The sequence below is a fragment of the Pseudoalteromonas sp. Scap06 genome (assembly GCF_013394165.1).
GTDB lineage: Bacteria > Pseudomonadota > Gammaproteobacteria > Enterobacterales > Alteromonadaceae > Pseudoalteromonas.
Genome location: NZ_CP041330.1, coordinates 2,315,690 through 2,340,357, shown reverse-complemented (window position 1 = coordinate 2,340,357; position 24,668 = coordinate 2,315,690). Strand labels below are relative to the sequence as shown.

Genomic DNA, 24,668 nt, shown 5'->3' with positions numbered 1-24,668 from the left:
CAATGCGTTGCGATGGATATTATGGCTTAACTGGTTTATAGTTTGTAACTGGAATAGAGCTTGCAATAAAAATAGATTGTAATAAAAATGTGCGTTAGCTACGTGGCTAACAACGGCAAGAATAATCAATGTTTAAGCGCCAATTCAAAGCGCTGTGTTAACATTTAAACATTAAAGGATCAGCATGCGCGGTTTCGTTTCACTTATTATATTAGCGTCTGCACTGATGGTAACGACTGTTTACTCTCAAGACAGTACTCAATTAAGAGGGCCTAAAGGCGCAGATTACGGCGCACAGGGGCGTTCTATTGGGCCAATAAAACCAACCGATACACTTTGGCGCATTGCCGTTAAGGTTCGTCCTGATAATTCAGTTAGCATTTACCAAGTTATGCAGGCCTTGTATAACAAAAACCCCAACTCATTTTTAGAACAAAATTTAAATCATATGCGAAGCGGTTCTTACTTAAAGATACCTACTTTGGCAGAAATTAGACGAGTAAACCCGCAATTAGCTAAGCAACGCTCTGAGCAAGATGATGACCTGTGGGAAAAAAAGAAAAATGGTACGCTTACTCAAGCAGAAATTAATTCAGCTCAAACACAAGTAACCCAAGCCCGCAAAGCAGACGTTGATGAAGCCAAAAAAGAATTACAACAAGAATTAAAAGAGATAAAAACAGACCAAGGTAATAAATTAGTTGAGCTTCAGCAGCAGTTTAAAAGTTCAGTTAGCAACGTAGAAGAGATCTTAGTTGAAAACAACAACCTAAAAAAACAGCTTACAGGTATTTCAAACGAGTTAGAAAACGTTCGCTTACAGCTTGGTCAAGACAGTGAAATACAGCAACAGTTAAAAGAATTAATCCTTAAGCAAAATGAGATTATTGCGCAGCAAAAATTAAAAGAGGTAGAGCAAGAGAGTGAATTTAGCTTTGCCGCGCTACTTTCGAATCCTTTAGTGCTGATTTTATTAATGACCATTCCGGCTTTATTGATCATTTTTGCCGTTGTTATGTGGTTGCGTAAGCGTAGTAATAATCAAGAGCCTGAAAGTGACGATGATGAGTTTATTCCTCAAGCTCCAGCGTTTACTGATCCAATAAATGAAGAGCCAGAGCCCATTCTTGATGAAGAAGCGCCAGCTCCCGATCCGCTTGATGATATAAGCGTGCAATTAGACGACAACATGGATGACGTGTTACTCGATGATGATGTGGCATTTAACGATGATCTCGATGATGACAGTCTACTAGATCAAGATGAGTTAGAAAGCTTACTCAATGATGATGTTGTTTTTGAAGACGAAAATACTGAAGACGATGAACTTGATGTTTTCATGCAACAGGACTTTGATAGTTCCGATGGCGATGATACAGGTGATGCTATCGACCTTGATGAGTCAGATGACATTTTAAGTTCGGATGACCTAGATAGCTTGTTTGATGAAGAAGATGACGATGCTCTGCCAGATGAACCTAAAGGTGAATCGAACGATGATATGGCAGCACTTAGTGAAGAACTTGCTGAAGAGGGCGAAGACTTTAACATTGACGACTTGCTTGATGAGAATAATGAACAAGCAGATGATGTAACAGCACAAGCTGATGATGACGATGAGTTTGATATAGACAGTTTACTCGATGCTGAGCAACCAGTAGCTCAAAGCGAAGAGCCTGATATCGATAGTTTAGTTGAAGAAGATGACGAGTTTGATATTGATGACTTGCTTGATGCTGAGCAACCGGACGCTGAGGCTCAAGGCGAAGAGCCTGATATCGACAGTTTAGGAGAAGAAGGCGACGAGTTTGATATTGACGACCTACTTGATGCTGAGCAACCGGACGCTGAGGCTCAAAGCGAAGAGCCTGATATCGACAGTTTAGTAGAAGAAGGCGACGAGTTTGATATTGACGACTTACTCGATGCCGAGCAACCGGCTACTGAAACTCAAAGCGAAGAGCCAGACATCGACACTCTAGTTGATGAAGACGATGAAGTTGATATTGACGACTTGCTCGATGCTGAGCAACTAACTACTGAAGCTCAAACTGAAGAGCCAGATATCGACAGCTTAGTTGATGAAGACGACGAAGTTGACATTGATGAATTGCTCGATGCTGAGCAACCAACTACTGAAACTCAAAGCGAAGAGCCAGATATCGACAGCTTAGTTGATGAAGACGATGAAGTTGATATTGATGAATTGCTCGATACTGAGCAACCAACTACTGAAGCTCAAACTGAAGAGCCTGATATCGACAGCTTAGTTGAAGAAGACTATGAAGTTGATATTGATGGTTTGCTCGACGCTGAGCAACCAACTACTGAAGCTCAAACTAAAGAGCCAGACATCGACAGCTTAATTGATGAAGACGAAGTAGATATTGACGATGTACTAGATACTGAACAACCTGAAAGTGATGTTCATGATTCTGAAATAGATCATGCATTGGCGGACTCAATTGAAGATTTAACTGACGCGCAAGAAGAGTTAAATAGTGAAGATGTAGAATCTATCGCTTCATCTTTTGCTGAGCCAGAGGTTGCAGCTGAGACAGAAATTGCAGCAGAGCCTGAACTTGAAGCAGAGCCTGAACTTGAAGCAGAGCCTGAGCTTGAAGCAGAGCCTGAGCTTGAAGCAGAGCCTGAGCTTGAATCAGAGCCTGAAATTGAAGCAGAGCCTGAGCTTGAAGTAGAGCCTGAACTTGAAGTAGAGCCTGAGCTTGAAGCAGAGCCTGAACTTGAAGCAGAGCCTGAGCTTGAATCAGAGCCTGAGCTTGAATCAGAGCCTGAACTTGAATCAGAGCCTGAGCTTGAAGTAGAGCCTGAACTTGAAGTAGAGCCTGAACTTGAAGCAGAGCCTGAACTTGAAGCAGAGCCTGAGCTTGAAGCAGAGCCTGAGCTTGAAGCAGAGCCTGAGGTTGAATCAGAGCCTGAAATTGAAGCAGAGCCTGAGCTTGAAGTCGAGCCTGAGCTTGAATCAGAGCCTGAGCTTGAAGTAGAGCCTGAACTTGAAGTAGAGCCTGAGCTTGAAGCAGAGCCTGAGCTTGAAGCAGAGCCTGAGCTTGAATCAGAGCCTGAACTTGAAGTAGAGCCAGAACTTGAAGAAGAGCTAGAACTTGAATCAGAGTCTAATGTCGGATCAGAAGATGATTTTACCGATACGTCTTCTAATTTACTCGATCCAGAAGACGCGCTTGATGAGTACAACAATGAAAACCTTGATAGCGTTGATGATTTACTGAGTGAGTTAGAACAAACAAGTGATGATTATGTAGAAGCACCTGATTGGTCAGTCGATGGCTTAGACGAGCAACCTGAACCAGAAGCTGAGCTTGAACTTGAAGCCGAACCTGAGCTTGAAGCAGAACCTGAACTTGAAGTCGAGCCTGAGCTTGAAGCCGAACCTGAGCTTGAAGCCGAGCCTGAGCTTGAAGCAGAACCTGAACTTGAAGCAGAGCCTGAACTTGAAGCAGAGCCTGAGCTTGAAGCAGAGCCTGAGCTTGAAGTAGAACCTGAGCTTGAAGTAGAACCAGAGCTTGAAGCAGAACCTGAACTTGAAGTCGAGCCTGAGCTTGAAGCCGAACCTGAGCTTGAAGCAGAACCTGAACTTGAAGCAGAGCCTGAACTTGAAGTAGAGCCTGAGCTTGAAGTAGAACCAGAGCTTGAAGTAGAACCAGAGCTTGAAGTAGAACCAGAGCTTGAAGTAGAACCAGAGCTTGAAGTAGAACCAGAGCTTGAAGTAGAACCAGAGCTTGAAGCAGAGCCAGAGCTTGAAGCAGAGCCTGAGCTTGAAGTAGAGCCTGAACTGGAAGCAGAGCCTGATGTTGGATCAGAAGATGATTTTACCGATACTTCTTCTACTTTACTCGACCCAGAAGATGCGCTTGACGAATACAACGATGAAAACTTCAAAAGTGTCGATGAGCTTTTAAGTGAGCTTGAGCAAACAGGCGATGAGGATGAACAAGTACCTGATTGGTCAATGGATGACTTAGACGAGGATCTTGATGAAGAGGAAATTGATTTAGGCGATGACCCGCTTGCTGGCGATATCCAAAGCAACGATTTATCGACAGAAGACGATGAGCTATATGAGCCTGAAATAATCACCCCAAGTGAAGAACTTGAGGAGTATCCTGAGTTAGAGCTTGATGATGAACTGTCTTTATCAGATGAGGAGCAACAATCACTAACTCCAGAAGAGCTACAAGGTGATAATTTAGATGGCGATGCTACAGGTATGTCACCTAGTCAGGCAGAGCAAGATCTCGCTAATGCTCTATCAGCAGGTAACGACCTCGATAGTTTAGAAGATGATTTTGATGATGAGCTATTACTTAATAATGAATTTTCAGAGTTAGATATAGAGCAAGCTCTAGATAATGAAGTTTCAGAGTCTACAGATCTGACTGAACAAGCTGCAGATGAGCAAGTTGTTAGCTCTAATGATGATTTTGACGATGATCAACTTGATGCGTTAACAGAGTCAGCTGAATTTACCGATCAGCAAACAAATGCTGATCGTGAAGCTGATTTAACGCAAACGTCAGTACCGTCAGAATCAGAAATGATTTCAGATGATGAGCTTGATGATGAGTTCATGGCTGATTTAACACAAACAGATTTTGATTCATTACTGAATGAGTTAGCTGAACCTGATGATGTTGATTTAAGCGATAGCAGTGAATTCGATGTTGATTTTAATAGCTTACTTAACGAAGATTTAGCTGATGATAAAGCACCATTGTTGCAAGAGCCCATTGAGCAACCTGAGGTTACTGAGCCATTAGATCAAGATGACTTTGTTGATATTGATGCATTACTAGAGCAAAGTGATGATGCGGATATAGATCACGAACCCTACACCGACGTCGATATGGATGTTGGTTTGGGTGACTACGATTCATTACTTGCTGGTGATAACCCTATGGATGTTGATACTCAAAGTGGTGGTTACTCGGCAAAGCTTGATCTTGCTCACGCATATATAGAGATAGATGATGCTGACTCGGCAGTTAAAATTTTAGATGAGATTATTAATAATGGCCCAGACGATGTGCAAGAAGAAGCACAAAATCTAAAAGCTAAGCTGAAAAACTAACAATAGCTAATCCTGAAAAGGATATCTGAGCTGTAAAACCCGTTATTGGTTAACACTAATAACGGGTTTTTTGTATCGCATAGTTAGGAACCTTAGTTCGCTGCTTTTATTGGAACGCCATATAGCATAAAATGCAGCGTCGATTAGCACAGTAGGTAAAGCAGTAATTATGCGAGTAGCACTTGGAGTAGAATACAACGGCGCGCGTTACAGTGGTTGGCAGCGTCAATCTCATGTAAATAGCGTACAACAAGAAGTAGAAAAAGCGTTGTCGCGCATTTGTAATCATCCGGTTGAAATTGTATGTGCAGGGCGCACCGATGCCGGCGTGCATGGCACTGGTCAAGTTGTGCATTTTGATACCCATGCTGATCGTGAAATGGTGGCCTTTACATTAGGCATGAATACCTTATTACCAAAAGACATTGCTATTCGTTTTGCCCAGCCTGTGGTTGAAGACTTTCATGCTCGCTTTAGTGCAACTGCTCGTCGTTATCGTTATGTGATTTATAATTATGCGTTTCGTGGTGCGGTATTAAATGAAGGTGTTACCCATTTTCATCATCCTTTAGATGAAGTGAAAATGCAGCAGGCTTGCCAATATTTATTAGGTGAGCACGATTTCACCTCGTTTAGAGCGCTTCACTGCCAAGCTAATACGGCAACGCGAACGATTCATCATTTATCGGTACAGCGCCAAGGTGCTTATGTCATTATTGACATTAAAGCCAATGCGTTTTTGCATCATATGGTACGTAATATTACCGGGTGTTTAATGGATATCGGTTTACATAAACATGAACCAATTTGGTTAAAAGAGTTGCTAGATCTTAAAGAGCGTGCCAAAGCGAGCGCCACAGCAAAAGCGGCGGGTTTATATTTAGTAGATGTTGATTACCCAGAACACTTTAATATTCCTAGAACGCCGTTGGGGCCATTGTTTTTAGCCGATACCGATATTTAAAAGGTAATCAGGTGGTTATTTTTATACGCTATTATTCGTAGGGCTAACTACTAAGACCAGTTTTTTATACCGTGATAGCGTAATTCATGTTTTAATTGGAAAAATTTGTTTGCATGGTTAACATGTAGACTCGCGACACAGAACAGCATTAAGAGAGTTGCAAATGAGTTGGCTAGAAAAAATCTTACCAAAAACGACTAAATCTTCAGGTCGTAAAGAAATTCCAGAAGGTGTATGGGCTAAATGTACGTCATGTGATTCAATTTTATATAAAGCAGAATTAGAAAAATCACTAAATGTATGCCCTAAGTGCGACCATCATATGCGTGTTAGTGGTCGTAAGCGTCTTGAACAATTTTTAGATGACGGTGACCGTCATGAATTAGGCGCTCAACACGAACCCAAAGATGTGCTTAAATTTAGAGACTCTAAAAAATACTCAGATCGTATTAATGCAGCTCAAAAGTCAAGCGGTGAAAAAGACGCACTGGTTGCAATGAAAGGAAACCTAAAAGGTATTCCGGTTGCTGCAGTTGCATTTGAATTCTCATTTATGGGTGGCTCAATGGCATCGGTTGTAGGTGCTCGCTTTGTTGATGCGGTTGACCAATGTTTAGAGCATAATATGCCGCTGATTTGTTTTTCTGCATCGGGCGGCGCGCGTATGCAAGAGGCGCTAATGTCACTTATGCAAATGGCTAAAACCAGTGCCGCACTTGCTAAAATGACCGAAAAAGGCCTACCGTTCATCTCGGTAATGACTGATCCAACAATGGGTGGTGTATCAGCATCATTGGCAATGCTTGGTGATATTAATGTTGCAGAGCCTAAAGCTTTGATTGGTTTTGCCGGTCCGCGTGTTATTGAACAAACTGTGCGTGAAACACTGCCAGAGGGTTTCCAACGCAGTGAGTTTTTATTAGAGCACGGTGCAATTGACATGATTATTGACCGTCGAGAAATGCGCGATACGCTAGCACGTATCTTAGCAAAATTTATGAACTTGCCTTCTACGGAACAAGAGCATAGAGTAGCGTAAATTTCAGCTTTACTGATTACATGCTATGACAAAAACAATTCCTAGCCAATCATCAAGCCTTGATGATTGGCTTTGTTATTTAGAGAGTGTTCACCCTGCTAATATAGAAATGGGTTTAGAGCGCGTTGCTCGTGTTGCTAACAACATAGAGCTTTTAACTTCCTCAAGTAAAATCATTCTTATTGCAGGCACCAATGGCAAAGGAACAACGGCACGTTGTTTAGAGTCATTATTATTAGCCCAGGGTTATTGTGTTGGCACCTATGCTTCACCTCATTTAGTTCGCTACAATGAACGTGTACGTGTTAATGGCGCAGAGCTTGACGATCAATACCATGTCGATGCGTTTAATTTACTAGAGCAAGGACGTGGTGACACACCATTAACCTATTTTGAATATGGCACCTTAGGCGCGTTGGCAATATTTAAACGCTTAGAAGTTGACTACGTGTTGTTAGAGGTCGGTTTGGGCGGGCGTTTTGACGCGACTAATATTGTTACCCCATTTGCCAGTGTGATCACCACCATCGATTTAGATCATAAAGAATATTTAGGTGATACCCGTGAGCTAGTGGCTTATGACAAGGCGGGAATTTTTAGAGAGAGTACTCCGGCAATTATTGGGGATTTAAATATTCCGTATACAATGACCGATTATGGCAAAGAAATTAACGCTAATATGGTGCTATCGGGTAGCGACTTTATTTTTAAAGAGTATGCGCAGAGTTTTAGTTGGCAATTTAAAGCACATAAACTCGAGTTACCTAAACCGGCCATCCCGTGTCAAAATGTGGCCACTGCGTTAACGACCTTGTCGGTGCTAGATTTATTACCAAGTGATGAAGTGATAACTCAGTGCATAGCTAACTTAGTGGTAGAAGGGCGCTTTCAACAATTAAGTGAGTCGCCATTAGTGTACACCGATGTGGCACATAACCCTGAATCGGCACGTTATTTAGCAACTAAGTTAGCAAGCTATAAAGATAAAGGCTTTAAAATTCATGCATTAGCCGCTATGCTTGCTGATAAAGATAAAGTCGGTGTGCTTAAAGAAGTGGCTGATGTGGTAGATGAATGGTCGTTGGCTAGCTTAGATGTCCCGCGAGGGGATAGTGCAGCTCATCTTCAACAGGCGCTTTCAAGTATACCCAATAGTCATTTTAAACAGGGTTATAGCAACGTAGAGGTAGCATTGGATGCTATTTTGCCAAGCCAGCCAAGTAATACACTTTTGATTGTATTTGGCTCATTTTTTACCGTGGCTGGCGCTATTCATTACTTTAAAAAATAGAGAGGATGTCGGTGAACTCAGGTTTTATTAATCGCTTAGTCGGAACAAGTATTGTGGTGATCGCAGCAATTGTGTTTATTCCCAATATACTCGATGGTGAAAAAGTGCACTATAAAGAAGGCTTTAAAGCGATTCCAGAACGCTCTGAGTTCAAGACCATTGATTTACAAGAATCAATTGATCAGCAAGTGGCAAATGCAGAACCATTAAAAGAGGATGAAATTGAAAATATTCAGCCTGATGATGCTGCATTTGAGCAACAAAACAGCTCTGCTAAAACTGACGTTACTGCACAGCCAGCAATGGTTGAAGCAGTTATAGCCGATACAAAACAAGGCACAGTCACTACCGGGCAAGATGATGCTATGCGTAATACTGATGAAAACCTAACAAGTATGGCGTATGTCATTCAGCTTGGTAGTTTTTCTCATGCGGCAAATGTAAAAGCGTTGCAGGCAAAGCTAAAAACGAAAGGTTTTAAAAGCTTTACTAGGCCAATTAAAACGCCAAATGGTACGTTAACTAAAGTATTTGTAGGGCCGTCATTAAGTAAAAATGAGCTGCAGTCCCAACTTCCCGCACTGAAAGAACTAACTAAACTAAACGGTAAAGTTACTCAATTTGAAGTGGCAAAATAACTTAGTCATTAATAGGTAAATGTGTTTATCAGCTGATATTACACATTTATCTATTCCCTGAACTATCCTCACTTCTAGCCTACATATTTCACGCTATTTTTTATCTAAAAACTGCATGTTTTTACTCATCTGCAATCTCACGCTTAAACTTGCATCACGAGGAGGTTTAGGTATAGAATGCGCCCAAAATTAGCGACTATTTGGTTCTTATGATCTGGGTTGATTACGCCATTCTTGGCATTATTGCACTCTCTACCATCATCGGTTTAATACGCGGCTTTGTTAAAGAAGCTATGTCATTAGCGGTATGGGCAGGGGCTTTCATCATCTCCAGCTTATTTTATCAATATTTAGCTTCCTTCCTAACATCCATTTCTGAACCCCTTTTAAGAAATGCGGCGGCCATTGCCATATTATTCTTTGCGACGCTATTGTTAGGCGGTTTACTAAACTATATTTTAGGTGAGCTTGTACAGCGAACCGGATTATCCGGCACAGACCGTGTTTTTGGTCTGGTGTTTGGTGCTCTTCGAGGCGTGTTGGTCGTGAGCGCGTTACTCTTCTTTCTTGATGCTTTTACTGGTGCGCCTAATACGCATTGGTGGGGCAACTCCATTTTGATTCCAGAATTTGGCTTTGTAGTTGAATGGTTCTTTTCGTACCTAGAAAACAACTCGAGCTTTTTAAATTCAGTAAACCGTTAATCGGCGAGGATAAATTACATGTGTGGTATCGTTGGAATAGTCGGAACATCGCCAGTTAATCAGGCGATTTATGATGGCTTAACCGTTTTGCAACACCGTGGCCAAGATGCTGCGGGTATCATAACTATTGAGAACAATACATTTAGCTTGCGCAAAGCAAATGGCCTAGTGAAAGATGTGTTTCACACTCGTCATATGAAACGTTTGCAAGGCAACATTGGCATTGGCCATGTGCGCTACCCAACGGCGGGCTCTTCAAGCTCGTCAGAGGCTCAGCCGTTTTACGTGAACTCTCCTTTTGGTATAGCACTTGCCCATAATGGTAATTTAACCAATGCAGAGTCGTTAAAAGAGCAGTTATTTTCAGAGGCACGTCGCCATGTTAATACCACCTCTGATTCTGAGATTTTACTTAACATCATGGCACATGAGCTAAGTAAGTCAGACAAACTAAAATTAGACCCTGAAGATATTTTTACCGCGGTTACTGAAGTTAACAATAAAGTGACGGGTGGTTATGCCACTATTGCCATGATTATTGGCCATGGTATTGTGGCGTTTCGCGATCCAAATGGTATTCGTCCTCTTGTATTTGGTAAACGTGAATCTGCTGCGGGTACTGAATATATGTTTGCCTCAGAAAGTGTAGCGTTAAAGCCAGATGGTTTTGAGTTTATCCGTGATGTTGCCCCAGGCGAAGCTATTTATGTGACGGAAAAAGGCGAGTTTCATTCTTTTGCCTGTGCAGATAAAGTGTCTTACTCACCGTGTATTTTTGAATTTGTTTACTTTGCGCGCCCGGATTCAACCATTGATCGTATGTCGGTTTATGCTGCACGTGTAAATATGGGGACTAAACTAGGCGAGAAAGTAGCACGTGAGTGGGCTGATAAAGACATTGATGTCGTTATTCCTATCCCAGAGACTTCGTGTGATATCGCTTTAGAAATGGCACGCGTGCTTGACTTACCTTACCGCCAAGGCTTTGTTAAAAACCGCTATATTGGCCGTACGTTTATTATGCCAGGCCAAGAGCTACGTAAAAAATCGGTACGTCAAAAACTCAATGCAATTGACCGTGAGTTTAAAGGTAAAAATGTCCTACTTGTTGATGATTCAATTGTACGTGGTACTACCTCAGCACAAATAGTTGAGATGGCACGCGAGTCTGGTGCTAAAAATGTTTACTTTGCGTCAGCGGCACCGGAAATACGCTTTCCAAATGTATACGGTATAGATATGCCATCGGCGGCTGAACTCATTGCACACGGCCGTGAAGTTGAAGATATTAACCAAAGCATTAGCTCTGATGGTTTAATTTTTCAATCATTAAGCGATTTAATTGCAGCAGTTAGCCAAGAAAACCCTGAAATCACTAAGTTTGAAACGTCAGTGTTTGATGGACAATACATTACTGGCGACGTTGATCAAGACTACCTAAATCGTATTGATAAGCTACGTAACGATTCTGCTAAAAGCACCCGCGAAAACGCGATGTCGTCTGGTTTAGAAATACATAACCAAGATGAAAACGAATCTGATTAATAGTGTAGTTACAGTCTAATAGTTATATTAACTGTAAATAAAAAAGGAGCTTAATCGCTCCTTTTTTGTTTTTCAAAAACTAATTTTTTATGTAAACATAGGGCTGATTATACCGTTGGTCCATAGCATGGCGGTAAGTGCTAAAATGATAACCAGCAAAATGAGTCCACAGGTTACAACAGAGCTTGCATAAATAAAGCCGCGCTCCTGCGGAATGTGCATTAAAATAGGGACGCCGGTATACAGTAAATAAACTGAGTAGGCGAGCGCCACTAATCCAACACACACCACAAACCATAACTCAGGCCAAAAAGCAGCCAATGCTGACATAAACACCGGTGTAGCGGTATACGCTGCCAGCTCGATAGTTTGGGTAAAGGTCGGTTTAGCACCGAAAGTAACCGCCATCCAATGCGCTAAATAGGCCAGTGCAAATACACCGCCAATTAAAGCAACATACATGGCTGCGCCAATCATCAGTGCGCTTTCATGGGTTAAAAAAACGGGGTTACCTGTGCCTATACTCCAGCCTAAGTAAACCGATGAGTAGTACCCCATTACGGAGGGAAATAAAGCGATAAGCAAAATGTGCGATAAGCTGTAAGTTAAGCTTTCGTGACGGTTATCAATTGTTTGCCACTCTTCGAGTGGGTGGGCGTATAAGCCCCATAGGTGATTTAGTATCATTGCGTGCTCTCCATAAAGGATAAGTTACTGTTTGGTTATAGTTGGTTTGTTTTTATACAGTCCATTTAGTTATGGTTCAGTAACTAAGCAAAGTCAAGTTATCCACATGCCTGTAAGAGCTGCGTGTGTTTATTTTATTCAGAACATTATTTCGTGTTAAAATGCGTAATCGCAATTTTTAGCAATGAGTAGTCAGCGTGCCACATAGTCAGCTTTTAGAGCCAATTAACAACTTTTTATTATGCCGTACCCCTGATGAGTGGGTTGAACAGGCGACCAAAAAAGAAAATTTATCCATCATATTAATTGATCATTTAATTTGTGAGCTAAAAGCGGCGCAAAGTGCGATGTTTTTAATTCGTAAGTATGCAGTAGATAAAGACAGCAGTGATGCACTGCTTGAATGGCTAAAACCGTTTGAAACGCTTATTTATAAACGTGAGGGGAATTGGCGTGATTTAGCGGCTAAAAATAAACTCACTAAATCTATTATTCCTAAATCTAACTCACCTTATGGACAAGACTTAATTGATAAAATGGTCATGCTAATAAAAGAAGAACTACATCATTTTTATCAGGTGCTGGAAATTATGGATGAATATGGCGTTGAGTATAAAAGCATTACGCCGTGTCGTTACGCCAAAGGCATGTTACGTAATGTTAAAACGTTTGAGCCCAATGCCTTAGTTGATAAACTTATTGTAGGTGCGTACATAGAAGCGCGCTCATGTGAACGTTTTGCTGCGCTTGCCCCGCATGTAGATAAACGCTTAGGGGACTTTTATATTTCATTGTTACGCTCAGAGGCTCGCCATTATCAAGATTACTTAACCCTTGCTCAAGAAATTGCTGATTTTGATATTACCGAGCGGGTAAAAGAATTTGCTGAAATAGAAGCGCAGCTAATTACATCGGACGATGAAGACTTCAAATTTCATAGCGGCGTACCTATTACTGCTTGCCAACAACCTGCATAATTTACACATAAAGCTGCTACTAACTAGTTAAACAACAAACTGTTGTAGCAGCTAATTTTAATTAAATTCTTTTTAAATTAGACACATCCAATACCCTCACCTAATATTAGAATAACTATTTAAATTATTTAACTTATTGCTTTGTAATTCATTTTAATAACAAGGTCATACCTTATTTATTATTGGGTGAGAAGATATGCAAGATAAAGAGGGATTGTTTGTATTTGCTGCTGAAGAAGAAAAAGCAGATACAGAGCTAAAAGCATGGAAGATATTAACCGTTGAGGATGACCTTGATTATCAAAACGCGTTAGTTAATAGCTTGAGAGAATTAAAAGCAAAGGATGGTTATAAATACGAGCTGTTAACAGCAAATTCTGTGCCTGAGGCTGCTTTGGCGTTGAGTATGCATCCTGATATTGCACTTATTTTTATAGATGTAGTAATGGAGGAGGATGACTCAGGCTTGCGTTTAGTAAATACTATTCGAGAGGTTATAGGTAACGCAGAAATGCGTATTGTGCTATTAACAGGTCAACCTGGTTTTGCTCCAGAGAGTGATATCATGAAAGTCCTTGATATCGATGAATACTGGAATAAATCAGATATTACAGCAGAAAAGTTGCAATCAATTGTTAATAGTAACATGCGTACATGGGAGTATATTTCACAAATTAGGTCAGCAAAGCAAGGTTTACAGCTGGTGCTAGATGCATCTAGAAGTATTAACGGTAAGCATGATATGGCCTCTTTTTCTCATGCAGTGCTTAAAGAAATTAGTAATATTTTAAAAATAACCGAAGGCGGCGGTATTTTTTGTTCGAGTAATTCAAACTCTAGCTCTGAATGCTTAATACTCTCTACCCATGGTTGCTTTAGTGGCACTAAAGGGCAACCTGTTGTACCTAACCTGCCTGCAGAAATGCTGCAAGATTTTAAACAAGCGATTAAACAGCGTAGTCATATTTTTTCAAAGCACCACAGCGTATTTTTTTTCGAGACTCCCTTAACGCAAGAACAAGATATTTCTTATATAACGATCGTAAAATCAGACAACCCAATTAATGAGCAAAATGAGTATTTACTAAAAGTATTTAGCGAAAATGTGAGCACGGGATTTGCGAATATTTCGTTATTAAATCGTTTAACAGAGCTTGCTTATACCGATGTATCACTAAATTTACCAAATAGGAACTGGTTAACCCGTGAAATAAAGAACATGAATGCCCATGAGCGATTAAAAACACGATTAGTCATTTTTGACATTTATCAGTTTGATGAAAAAGCATTTACTTTCGGGAATGACTTTTGTAATAAATTAATGAAGTTAGTTCATCAAAATATAGTTGATACTTTTGCTAAATATGAACCACGCATAGCACTAATTAGTAACAAAACCTTTGGCATGCTAATTAGCGTTGACTTTGATATTTCAGATGCAATTAGTTACTTTCAAAATAAGCAAAAGTTCGAAATTGAACAGGTGAAGCAATATATTGATGTGCGTATACTGGAGTTGAAGTTAAGCGCTGCTTTAAACTTAACACCTGAAAAAGTGATTAGCTTAGCAGAGTCTAGCCTCAACTATACGTTGGCAAACCATGCAAAATATATTCAGCATACAGAGGAAAAAACAGATCAGATAACTCGTCGATATGAGCTGATGGCTGAGCTCAGAACGGCTATAGGTAATAAAAGCTTAGAGGTGGTGTTACAACCCAAAATCAGCTTATCAACCTTGAAACCAGCAGGTTTTGAAGCGCTCGCTAGGTGGCAAAGAGCCGATGGCAGCTTTGTACGCCCCGACGAGTTTATAGAATTAGCTGAAACAGCCGGATTAATTAATGAACTAGACCATGTGATTTTTGAGAAAATACTAGAGGCTATTAATCAACTTAAAGAGCAAGGCTGTAACTTACCCGTTGCATTTAATGCGTCCTCTTATGATTTAGTTGAGCCAAGCTACTTTGAACAGATAAAAAATAAAATTGAAGAATACAGTATTTTGCCTTCTATGCTTGAGCTTGAGGTGACCGAAACACAAGCTATTAGTAATTACAGCTTAATTAAAGAGGCGCTTGAGCGGTTTATTTCTTTGGGCATGAAAGTCAGCATTGATGACTTTGGTACAGGGTATTCGTCTTTGGCTCACATTAATGAAATACCGTCTACGTCGATAAAAATAGATCGCTATTTTGTTAGTGACCTTGAGTTTAATGACAATAATCAATACATGATTAAGATGATATTGTCTTTGGCAAAGCAATTTAACTTTTCGGTGATTGCTGAAGGTGTTGAGAATGAGTTTGAGGCCAAGTGGTTGCAGCAACAAGGCTGCGAAACAGCTCAAGGGTATTATTTTTCTAAACCTCTATCTCTAAAAGATCTGTTCGGATGGTTAAAGCAGTATGAAGTGACTGATAATGAATAGCATTAATAGTTTGCCTGTTGGTACAAAAAAAAGTGTGCTAGTTAAATTGCTATTCAGTTTATTCATTACCTTCTTTATTGGTTGGCTTATATACGAACAAATATATCAAGAAAAAATAAACACCATTAAAGCTCAGCAAGATGAAAAGTTAGTACTAATTAGTAGTGATTTCTCCAAAGAGCTCAGCAGCATTAAAAAGCTAACTCGTATTTTGGCTCAAGGCCCAGTTTTAAAAAGCGATGCACAAAACAAGCCTTTGCAACAAATGCGAAGCAGAGATGAAATAAATAATTATTTTTTAAATTTTGCGGCTATCTCTACTAACATAGCCCAAATTCGCTGGCTCGATAAGCAAGGGCAAGAGCAATACCGCATTAACGCAGTGAATGGTGTTGGCGAAATTGTATCGCCTGATGGTTTGCAAAATAAGCAAAACCGTTACTACTTTCAAAAAGGGATGCAGATCAGTGCGCCTGACATTTTTGCTACAGAAATAGATTTAAACATTGAACACAACAAAATCATAAAACCTCATCAACCATCAATCCGCGTAACCTACCGTACCAATCAAGAAAATTACCTATTAGATGGCCTATTGGTGGTTAACTTTAACTTAGATTATCTATTTAATCAGATCAAAAGCTATAGCCAAAAAAGTACCCATATAAGCATTTTGAATCATAATGGTTTTTGGTTATTAAATAGTGATGAAGATTTAGAATGGGGGTTTATGTATGGTAAAAATGAGCAAACGCTTGCTATTCAAGAGCCTCGGCTCTGGCAGCAAATTATTGGTGGCAAAGTCGAGTATGGTTCGCACTTTTTTGACCATAACCTCTATACTTACCGACGTTTTTCTATTTTTTCACTGCGCGAGAACAAAGGCAGAATTAGTGACACCGATAAAGAGTTAATTATTTTAATAAGTAGTCCTGATGAATTACTAATAACTGGACAGGTGAAAGCCTTACAGTTTGCGTTTTTGTGTAGTGGATTACTGTGTTTAATTAGTTTTGGCTTTATTTATCGTGAGTATAAGTTTCAAAATAAGCTGTTAACCCTCTCGCATAAATTACATATAGAAAAGATAGAACTAGATATAGTGAACCGAGAGCTTGATGCCACCATAAAGCAGCAACAACAGCTACAAGAAGGACTAATTGAAGCGCAAAAACTATCCTCATTAGGATTGCTCGTAGCAGGAGTTGCTCATGAAATGAATACACCCATTGGTGGAGCCGTTATTTCTGTTTCTAATGCAGATATGGCATTAGCTAAATTAAATGCGGCGATGAGGGAGGGGCTGACTAAATCAACGTTAGAGGAAACAACAACCAGTATTGGTGAGAACCTAGCACTAGCTAAAGTTAACTTAAATAAAACCGCAGTATTAGTGAAAAGTTTTAAAAAAATGGCCATTGATCGCCATAACGATGAATTTATTGCATGTGATATTGAAAAAATCATTCAAGAGTTATTATTGTCATTAAATTCCAGATTAAAAAATTCACCGATAAAAGTGAAAACTATTTTCTTGCTCAAAAAACAGGTGATTAGTTTGCCGGGGATTATTTCTCAGGTGGTCGAAAACCTTGTAATTAATGCGCTAAATCACGCTTTTGATGAAAAGCAGGAGGGAGTGATAGAAATAAAAGTAGAGCAAGCGACAAATAATAGCGTAAGGCTTAGCGTGTCAGATAATGGTAAAGGAGTAAATAATGAGACTAAAGCAGATATATTTGAGCCTTTTTATACAACCGCACGAGGTAAAGGTAATACGGGCTTAGGTTTATATATGGTGCACCAATGGGTAACACAAGTTTTGAAAGGAGACATCAAACTTCATTCAGAACCACAAAGCGATGCCTATTTTAAAACACAATTTATTATTACCTTGCCTGAGTTAACCGCAAAGTCTGATTACGATTAATTACTAGGGACGTTATAAAGGCGTTGAAATTAATTGTTGTGACTCGGGAGTAATCACTAAATACGAACCTTGAGTATACCAATCGCCCAATACTGTACGAGTAAGGGTTTGGTTATTAACTTCATAGGTATGTACATTAGGGCGGTGAGTATGGCCGTGGATCATATTAGCCACGTTATGCTTAGCAAAGGTTTCGAGTACCGCGCTTTGCACTACATCCAGTATTTCTATAGGTTTGTCTGCTTGGCTAAGTTTACTTTTTTCACGCGCATCGCGGGCTATTTTTTTTCGATACCATAATGGCATAGCAAGCATTAATTTGGGCCACCACCAACCACGACTTTTTTGACGAAACTTTTGATATTCAATATCTTGAGTACACATTTCATCACCATGTAAAATTACCGTGGGTGTGCCGTAAAGGTCGATCACTGTTTGCTCATCGAGTAGAGTCATTCCTGCCATGTTTGCATATTTTGTGCGCATGATAAAATCGCGATTACCGTGTACAAAATAAATAGGTATGCCCGAGTTATTAACTGCTTTTAATTGTTTGGCCACTGCTGCTGATAGTTCGCTTACATAATCGTCACCAACCCAGACTTCAAAAAAATCACCTAAAATATATAGGGCGTCTACTTTTTGAGGAACAATATGGGAGTGTAAAAATTTAAAAAATGCCGCTGTAATATCAGGGCGATTTTCACTCAAATGTAAATCTGCAATAAAGTAGGTTTGGCGAGTCATGGTGATTCCAGTTAAATAAAAGCGGGTGAATACCCGCTTTATGTATTCTTTGAAGAATAAAGGGGGTTTTAGCTTACAGTTACACTTTCAATTACCACATCTTCAAGTGGTACATCTTGGTGAAAGCCATTGCTACCTGTAGCAACACCTTTGATTTTATTTACTACGTCCATGCCCTCTACTACTTCAGCAAACACACAGTAACCCCAGCCTTGCGACGTTTCGCTGCTGTGGTTTAAAAAGTCGTTGTTATTCACGTTAATGAAAAATTGCGCTGTAGCTGAGTGTGGATCAGGCGTACGCGCCATTGCTAAAGTACCTACTTTGTTAGATAGGCCGTTGTTAGCTTCATTTTCAATTGGGTCGTTTACTTCTTTTTGTTCCATACCCGATGCAAAACCACCGCCTTGAACCATAAAACCATCAATTACACGATGAAAAATAGTGCCGTTATAAAAACCTGAGTTTGCATACTCTAAAAAGTTTTTTACTGTATTTGGAGCTTCGCTTTCGTGCATTTTAATGGTGATATCACCAAAGTTTGTGTGTAGAACAACCATGAGATTTCCTATAGCTGGTTTGAATATTGGCGCTATTTTATCGTAGTTGACCCAGATTAACAAAGTGCTTTGATAAACCGCTAGAGCCCATGCTTAGCAAGTGGTAACATAGCTTTTCTGTTAATCGTGAAGGAAAGCAACTAAATGGTACAAATATACAACACACTGACACGCCAAAAAGAACAATTTAAACCTATGGTTGATGGAAAAATCGACATGTATGTGTGTGGTATCACCATTTATGATTACTGCCACATTGGCCATGCACGCACATTTGTGGGTTTTGATGTGATTGTTCGCTACCTTCGTCACTTAGGTTACGATTTAAAGTACGTGCGTAATATTACCGATGTAGACGATAAAATTATCAAGCGCGCAAATGAGAACGGTGAAGCCATTAACGACTTAACCGTGCGTATGACTAAAGCCATGCATGAAGACTTTGACAGCTTAAATATGCTACGTCCTGATGTAGAGCCAACGGTTACAGGTCACATGGATGAAATTATTGCCATGGTTGAGCGTTTGATTGCCAAAGGCCATGCTTATGTTGCAACCGATGGCGACGTTTTATTTGATGTATCAACCTTTGAGCAATACGGAGCACTTTCACAGCAAGATTTAACCATGCTGCAATCGGGCTCACGTGTGGAAGTAGCACAAGATAAAGACGATCCTCTTGATTTTGTTTTATGGAAAAAAGCTAAAGCAGGGGAGCCATCGTGGTCATCACCTTGGGGTGAGGGTCGCCCTGGTTGGCACATAGAATGTTCAGCGATGAGTTCAAAGCACCTAGGTGAGCACTTTGATATTCATGGTGGTGGTTCAGACCTACAGTTTCCGCACCACGAAAACGAAATCGCGCAATCATGCTGTGCTAACAACGGCCAATACGTTAATACTTGGATCCATACCGGTATGGTTCAAGTGAACAAAGAAAAGATGTCTAAATCATTAGATAACTTTTTTACCGTTCGTGAAGTATTAAAGCAATACGATGCTGAGTCGGTTCGTTACTTTTTAATTTCTGGCCATTACCGCAGTCAACTTAATTACTCGCAAGAAAACTTAGACCAAGCACGTTCATCACTTGAGCGTATTTACACGGCATTACGTGGTGTTGAGCCAGTTGAATGTGAGCTTGAGGGTAATGAGTATGTAGCTAAGTTTAGAAAAGCTATGAATGATGACTTTAATTCGCCAGAAGCATTACCGGTTGTATTTGAAGTTGCTAAAGAGCTAAACCGAGTAAAAGAAAGTGATAGCGAAAAAGCAGGACATTTAGCCTTTATTCTACGCAGCTTAGGTGAAATACTTGGTATTGCTCAACAAGCACCTGAAGCATTTTTACAAGGCGGTCAAAACGATGATGAAGTGGCTGAAATTGAGGCATTGATTGTAAAACGTAATGACGCACGTGCCAGTAAAAATTGGGCTGCAGCTGATGAAGCTCGCGATGCTTTAAATGCACTGGGTGTAATACTTGAAGATTCAGCGGGAAAAACAACGTGGCGTAAAGCATAGGGACTTTTAACCTTTGCGTATTTAGCCATAACGCGCTGATCACAAAAAAAGGGTTGCCATTGGGTAACCCTTTTTTGTTATATCAATTGCATTAAATTGATTATGCTTTTAATAAAATTGATATTGTTGACCTCAATTATGGTTGAGGTTTTAAACTCGCATTCATCAATTTAAAAATGGAAAATTAATGAATATTTTACTTGCCATGATCCCTGCTTTTTTATGGGGAACGACTTATGCGGTAACTAAATACGCAACCCCAGAGTGGCCGCCAATCTTATTAGGGGCCATACGTGCACTTCCTGCTGGTTTATTATTGTTGTTATTTAAACCCTCTTGGCCAACAGAAAAGCAATGGCCTGGCATCTTTTTAATCGGCACGATTAATATTGCGCTATTTTTTAGTTTTATTTTTGTAATGGCAATTAACCTACCAGCAGCTATTGCTGGCGTGGGTATGGTATCTGTCCCTGTGGTTGCATTATTATATGCATGGCTTGTAAAGCGACAACAGCCAGCGCTAGTGCAAGGTATTTGTGCGCTTGCTTTAGTGGTTTTAGCATGGCGCTTATTTGATCCACAACATGTAGCACTTAATGTTTTGGGGATTTTGGCGCTGATAGGGGCGTTATTAACTATTGTGATAGGCAGTACGCTGGTACAAAAAGTAACGGCTAAAGTTCACTGGTGGACGGTACTCACGTGGCAGCTAATCATTGGTGGCAGTTTGCTAGCAATTGCCGCTATGGTTCAAGCTTTCTATTTTGCACCACAGCAGTATCAATTTTTAACTGCATCAATAAATATCACGCAATGGCTGGCGTTATTTTGGCTGGTGGTACCTAATACTGCTTTGGCTTACATCCTATATGTTTGGTTATTAGGACGAATGTCAGTTGTTGAATTTACTTTTGGCACTATAGCCAACCCAATTGCCGGTATTTTATGTGCAGGAATATTAATTAACGAGCAGTATGCAAATTGGCAGTACGCGATTATGTTATTAATGATTGTGTTTTCGGTTTTGCCACAAGGCTTGGACTTAATAAAACGAAGAATGATGATACAAAAAGCCCGCAATTAAGCGGGCTTTGGATTACTTTATTTTTATTTATTAGCTGTGATATTTCTCACACGCTTCTAACGTATTTTCAATTAAGCTAGCAACTGTCATCGGGCCTACGCCGCCAGGTACAGGGGTAATAAAGTCAGCTTTTTGTTCTGCAGTAGCGTATTCAACGTCACCCACTAACTTACCGTTGTCTAAACGGTTAATACCCACATCAATAACAATCGCGCCTTCTTTTATCCAGTCACCCGGAATAAACTCTGGTTTGCCTACAGCAACAACCAATAAGTCAGCACGGCGAACATGGGTTTCTAAATCTTGTGTGAACTTATGACAAACAGTAGTCGTACAGCCAGCTAACAACAGTTCAAGTGACATAGGGCGACCCACAATATTAGAGGCACCCACTACCACTGCGTGCATGCCTTTGTAACGCACGCCGGTTGAATCTAATAAGGTGATAATACCCTTTGGCGTACATGGGCGAAGGGCAGGCATACGCTGCGCTAAACGACCAATGTTATAAGGGTGAAAGCCATCAACATCTTTATGCGGGGTAATACGCTCAAGAATTTTTTCTGCGTCTAAGCCTGCAGGTAAAGGAAGTTGCACTAAAATACCGTCAACTTCGCCATCAACATTCAATTCATCAATTAATGCTAATAGCGCTTGCTCTGTTGTGTCTGCGGGCAAATCAAATGATTTAGAAATAAAACCAACTTCTTCACAGGCTTTACGTTTTGAACCAACGTAAACTTGGCTTGCTGGGTCTTGTCCAACAAGCACCACAGCTAATCCTGGGGCTCTAAGGTTTTGTGTAACACGTTCTGAAACTCGTTCAGCCACTGCGCTACGTACTTGTTTTGCTACTGCTTTACCATCAATGATGTTTGCCGTCATGGGTGACCTTTAATTAGGTTAATTAACTTGATACCGATACATTTAAAAAACGAATGCATATATAGGGGTTAAAATGCCGATAAAGAAAAAGACCTTTACCTTACTCATTTTTTAATATGGCGGCTATTTTCGCAGAAAAGCGGTTGAGCGCCAAGTTGCTTTTAAATTATAAGCCCCCGAATTTAAAAAAGAGTTTAAATTTTATCCCTGTATCGTAATATTTGACCATTATGAACTAAAAATGAGCAATTGATTTGTTTTCTTAAAAAAACGTTTGACCTAACACGGTCAAATCACTATTATGCACCCCGTTGTCAACGAGGTCACTCGCAGACAATAGTAAGTATCGGCGATTAGCGCAGTTTGGTAGCGCACTTGGTTTGGGTCCAAGGGGTCGCAGGTTCAAATCCTGCATCGCCGACCATTTTTATGTTTAGTCATAACAATTTAACTTACTAGTGAACTATGAAGTTTTCGATGCGCCCATAGCTCAGCTGGATAGAGCAACGCCCTTCTAAGGCGTCGGTCGAAGGTTCGAATCCTTCTGGGTGCGCCATTTTGAAAACACTGTAATGCCGTGGTGATTGTAGCTCAGTTGGTAGAGCCCCGGATTGTGATTCCGGTTGTCGTGGGTTCGAGCCCCATCAGTCACCCCAATTTACAAAAAAGAATATCGGCGATTAGCGCAGTTTGGTAGCGCACTTGGTTTGGGTCCAAGGGGTCGCAGGTTCAAATCCTGCATCGCCGACCACTTTCTTATAAGTGGTCTTAAATCCTAAGTTTAAGTATTCGAGAAAATATTTATATCGGCGATTAGCGCAGTTTGGTAGCGCACTTGGTTTGGGTCCAAGGGGTCGCAGGTTCAAATCCTGCATCGCCGACCATTTCCCCTTAAGTTCTATATTCTAAATCTCTATATTTCATCTAAAATAACTCTATTTTTGCTCCAATTCATTCTATACAGTTGAATTAGCCTGTTTTTTATTCGCTTAGTCGTTATCTACCCTGATCTACCCCAAATAATTGCCCCCCACACTCGACTATCATGAATATTAGGTTATAATGCCGCGTCTATTTGTTTAAAAATATAGTGCCCTAGGGCAGAGCAGCAATGGTATCTCCTGGTAGCGACGGATTTTTTTAAGCTCTAAGGCTTGAATTTTATCAAGACGCCTATAGATTACTTTGTTTGTAATGAAGGCGAAAAGTCGCCAAAATTGAATATTGAGGTAAATCATGCAAGTTTCTGTTGAGACGACTCAAGGCCTTGAGCGCCGTCTGACCATCACCGTTCCTGCAGAGAACGTTGAGACCGAAGTAAAAAAACGCTTACAACAACTGTCAAAAACGCAGCGTATCGACGGTTTCCGTGCTGGTAAAGTACCAGTATCAGTAATCAACAAGCGTTTCGGACCAGCTGTTCGTCAAGAAGTTGCTGGCGAAGTAATGCAACGTAATTACATTGAAGCAATTGTTGCTGAAAAAATTAACCCTGCTGGCGCACCTACATTTGCACCAAAAGCACTTGAAGCAGGTAAAGATTTAGAATTCTCAGCAACATTTGAAGTTTACCCTGAAGTTGAAGTTCAAGGTTTAGAGAAAATTGCTGTTGAAAAACCAGCGGTAGAAGTAACTGACGAAGATTTAGCAAACATGCTAGAGACACTTCGTAAGCAACACGCTTCTTGGGCTGACGTTGATGGAGCTGCTGGCGCAAATGACCGTGTAACGGTTGATTTCGTTGGTACTATCGATGGTGAAGAATTCGAAGGCGGTAAAGCTGAAGATTTCCCATTAGAACTTGGCCAAGGTCGTATGATCCCAGGTTTTGAAGACAACATCGTAGGCAAAAAAGCAGGCGAAGAAGTTGTTGCTGACGTAAACTTCCCTGAAGATTACCACGCTGAAAACTTAAAAGGTAAAGCGGCTCAATTCACTATCACAGTGAAAAAAGTTGAAGCGCAAGAATTACCTGAATTAAGCGATGAGTTTGCAACTAAATTCGGTGTTGCCGAAGGCGGCGTAGACGCGCTTAAAGAAGAAGTTAAAAAGAACATGACACGTGAGCTAGACCAAGCGGTTAAAGCTAACGTAAAAGATCAAGCAATCAAAGGTCTTTTAGAGCAAAACGAAGTTGAAGTGCCTAAAGCATTAATCGACCAAGAAGTTGACGCTTTACGTGAGCAAGCTGCTCAACGTTTTGGTGGTAACGGTCAAAATATGCCTGAGCTTCCAGCTGAATTGTTCCATGAGCAAGCAGTTACACGAGTTAAAACTGGCCTATTATTAGGCGAAGTGATCAAAGCAAACGACATCAAAGTTGATGACGCTAAAGTTGAAGCACTTATCGCTACTGTAGCATCTGCATACGAAGATCCAACTGAAGTGGTAGAATACTACAAAGCAAATGATCAACTAATGCAACAAATGCGTAATGTAGCAATGGAAGAGCAAGCTGTTGAAGCTATTTTAGCTAAAGCAACTGTGACTGATGTTGAAAAAGCATTTGATGACATCATGAATCCACAGCAAGGTGCATAATAAGTCATTGACTT

At 40.4% G+C, this 24,668-nt stretch carries 17 protein-coding genes and 5 tRNA genes; 18 read left to right on the top strand and 4 right to left on the bottom strand.

The features are described from left to right. Positions 1-184 precede the first annotated feature (184 nt). The 7 genes from FLM47_RS10830 (at position 185) to purF (ending at position 11,288) form a co-directional block, all read left to right on the top strand. On the top strand, positions 185-5,107 hold the full coding sequence (locus tag FLM47_RS10830; protein ID WP_178956373.1) for a FimV/HubP family polar landmark protein: 4,923 nt from the start codon (positions 185-187) through the stop codon (positions 5,105-5,107). Positions 5,108-5,276: 169 nt separating this feature from the next. Next, on the top strand, positions 5,277-6,071 hold the full coding sequence (gene truA, locus FLM47_RS10825; RefSeq protein ID WP_178956372.1) for a tRNA pseudouridine(38-40) synthase TruA: 795 nt from the start codon (positions 5,277-5,279) through the stop codon (positions 6,069-6,071). A 163-nt stretch (positions 6,072-6,234) separates the two neighbouring features. Next, positions 6,235-7,110: an acetyl-CoA carboxylase, carboxyltransferase subunit beta gene (gene accD, locus FLM47_RS10820; RefSeq protein ID WP_008111068.1), complete on the top strand. Its 876-nt coding sequence runs from the start codon at positions 6,235-6,237 to the stop codon at positions 7,108-7,110. A gap of 25 nt (positions 7,111-7,135) precedes the next feature. Then, positions 7,136-8,401, top strand: a complete 1,266-nt coding sequence (folC, locus tag FLM47_RS10815; protein ID WP_178956371.1) for a bifunctional tetrahydrofolate synthase/dihydrofolate synthase — start codon at positions 7,136-7,138, stop codon at positions 8,399-8,401. Positions 8,402-8,412: 11 nt separating this feature from the next. Beyond that, positions 8,413-9,039, top strand: coding sequence for an SPOR domain-containing protein (locus tag FLM47_RS10810; RefSeq protein WP_178956370.1), 627 nt, complete (start codon positions 8,413-8,415; stop codon positions 9,037-9,039). Positions 9,040-9,248: 209 nt separating this feature from the next. Then, positions 9,249-9,743, top strand: coding sequence for a CvpA family protein (locus FLM47_RS10805; RefSeq protein WP_076919200.1), 495 nt, complete (start codon positions 9,249-9,251; stop codon positions 9,741-9,743). Between the two features lie 18 nt (positions 9,744-9,761). Next, the gene (gene purF, locus FLM47_RS10800; protein WP_138605386.1) at positions 9,762-11,288 is read left to right on the top strand and encodes an amidophosphoribosyltransferase; all 1,527 of its coding nucleotides are present in this window, start codon (positions 9,762-9,764) and stop codon (positions 11,286-11,288) included. Positions 11,289-11,375: 87 nt separating this feature from the next. Here purF and FLM47_RS10795 read toward each other — a convergent pair whose 3' ends face one another. After that, positions 11,376-11,975, bottom strand: a complete 600-nt coding sequence (locus FLM47_RS10795) for a Yip1 family protein (RefSeq protein WP_033103997.1) — start codon at positions 11,973-11,975, stop codon at positions 11,376-11,378. 197 nt (positions 11,976-12,172) lie between these two features. Here FLM47_RS10795 and miaE point away from each other — a divergent pair, with 197 nt between their 5' ends. The 3 genes from miaE (at position 12,173) to FLM47_RS10780 (ending at position 17,313) form a co-directional block, all read left to right on the top strand. Beyond that, a complete protein-coding gene (miaE, locus tag FLM47_RS10790) occupies positions 12,173-12,952 on the top strand; it encodes a tRNA isopentenyl-2-thiomethyl-A-37 hydroxylase MiaE (RefSeq protein ID WP_178956369.1) in 780 nt (259 codons plus the stop codon). 196 nt (positions 12,953-13,148) lie between these two features. Beyond that, the gene (locus FLM47_RS10785; protein WP_178956368.1) at positions 13,149-15,383 is read left to right on the top strand and encodes an EAL domain-containing protein; all 2,235 of its coding nucleotides are present in this window, start codon (positions 13,149-13,151) and stop codon (positions 15,381-15,383) included. Further along, positions 15,376-17,313, top strand: coding sequence for an ATP-binding protein (locus FLM47_RS10780; RefSeq protein ID WP_178956367.1), 1,938 nt, complete (start codon positions 15,376-15,378; stop codon positions 17,311-17,313). The genes FLM47_RS10785 and FLM47_RS10780 overlap by 8 nt, the downstream gene beginning before the upstream one ends. Positions 17,314-17,325: 12 nt before the next feature. On the opposite strand, the gene FLM47_RS10775 is transcribed toward FLM47_RS10780, so the two are convergent. Both FLM47_RS10775 and FLM47_RS10770 read right to left on the bottom strand, forming a co-directional pair. Next, on the bottom strand, positions 17,326-18,060 hold the full coding sequence (locus tag FLM47_RS10775) for a UDP-2,3-diacylglucosamine diphosphatase (RefSeq protein ID WP_178956366.1): 735 nt from the start codon (positions 18,058-18,060) through the stop codon (positions 17,326-17,328). Between the two features lie 68 nt (positions 18,061-18,128). Beyond that, the gene (locus tag FLM47_RS10770) at positions 18,129-18,620 is read right to left on the bottom strand and encodes a peptidylprolyl isomerase (protein WP_008111051.1); all 492 of its coding nucleotides are present in this window, start codon (positions 18,618-18,620) and stop codon (positions 18,129-18,131) included. A 144-nt stretch (positions 18,621-18,764) separates the two neighbouring features. On the opposite strand from FLM47_RS10770, the gene cysS reads away from it, so the two are divergent. Beyond that, the gene (gene cysS, locus FLM47_RS10765; RefSeq protein ID WP_178956365.1) at positions 18,765-20,144 is read left to right on the top strand and encodes a cysteine--tRNA ligase; all 1,380 of its coding nucleotides are present in this window, start codon (positions 18,765-18,767) and stop codon (positions 20,142-20,144) included. Positions 20,145-20,331: 187 nt separating this feature from the next. Then, positions 20,332-21,228 carry an EamA family transporter gene (locus FLM47_RS10760; RefSeq protein WP_178956364.1) on the top strand — a complete coding sequence of 299 codons (897 nt, stop codon included), beginning with the start codon at positions 20,332-20,334 and terminating at the stop codon, positions 21,226-21,228. Positions 21,229-21,258: 30 nt separating this feature from the next. Here FLM47_RS10760 and folD read toward each other — a convergent pair whose 3' ends face one another. Further along, positions 21,259-22,113: a bifunctional methylenetetrahydrofolate dehydrogenase/methenyltetrahydrofolate cyclohydrolase FolD gene (gene folD, locus FLM47_RS10755; protein WP_178956363.1), complete on the bottom strand. Its 855-nt coding sequence runs from the start codon at positions 22,111-22,113 to the stop codon at positions 21,259-21,261. A gap of 347 nt (positions 22,114-22,460) precedes the next feature. Between folD and FLM47_RS10750 the strand changes: the two genes are divergently transcribed. The 6 genes from FLM47_RS10750 to tig all read left to right on the top strand — a co-directional run bounded on the left by FLM47_RS10750 (position 22,461) and on the right by tig (position 24,654). Next, positions 22,461-22,537 (top strand) — tRNA-Pro (locus FLM47_RS10750). A gap of 55 nt (positions 22,538-22,592) precedes the next feature. Further along, positions 22,593-22,669 (top strand) — tRNA-Arg (locus FLM47_RS10745). A 24-nt stretch (positions 22,670-22,693) separates the two neighbouring features. Continuing rightward, positions 22,694-22,769, top strand: a tRNA-His gene (locus tag FLM47_RS10740). A gap of 18 nt (positions 22,770-22,787) precedes the next feature. Next, positions 22,788-22,864: transfer RNA gene (locus tag FLM47_RS10735), tRNA-Pro, on the top strand. Between the two features lie 56 nt (positions 22,865-22,920). Continuing rightward, positions 22,921-22,997 (top strand) — tRNA-Pro (locus FLM47_RS10730). Between the two features lie 352 nt (positions 22,998-23,349). Further along, a complete protein-coding gene (gene tig, locus FLM47_RS10725) occupies positions 23,350-24,654 on the top strand; it encodes a trigger factor (RefSeq protein WP_178956362.1) in 1,305 nt (434 codons plus the stop codon). Positions 24,655-24,668 lie beyond the last annotated feature (14 nt).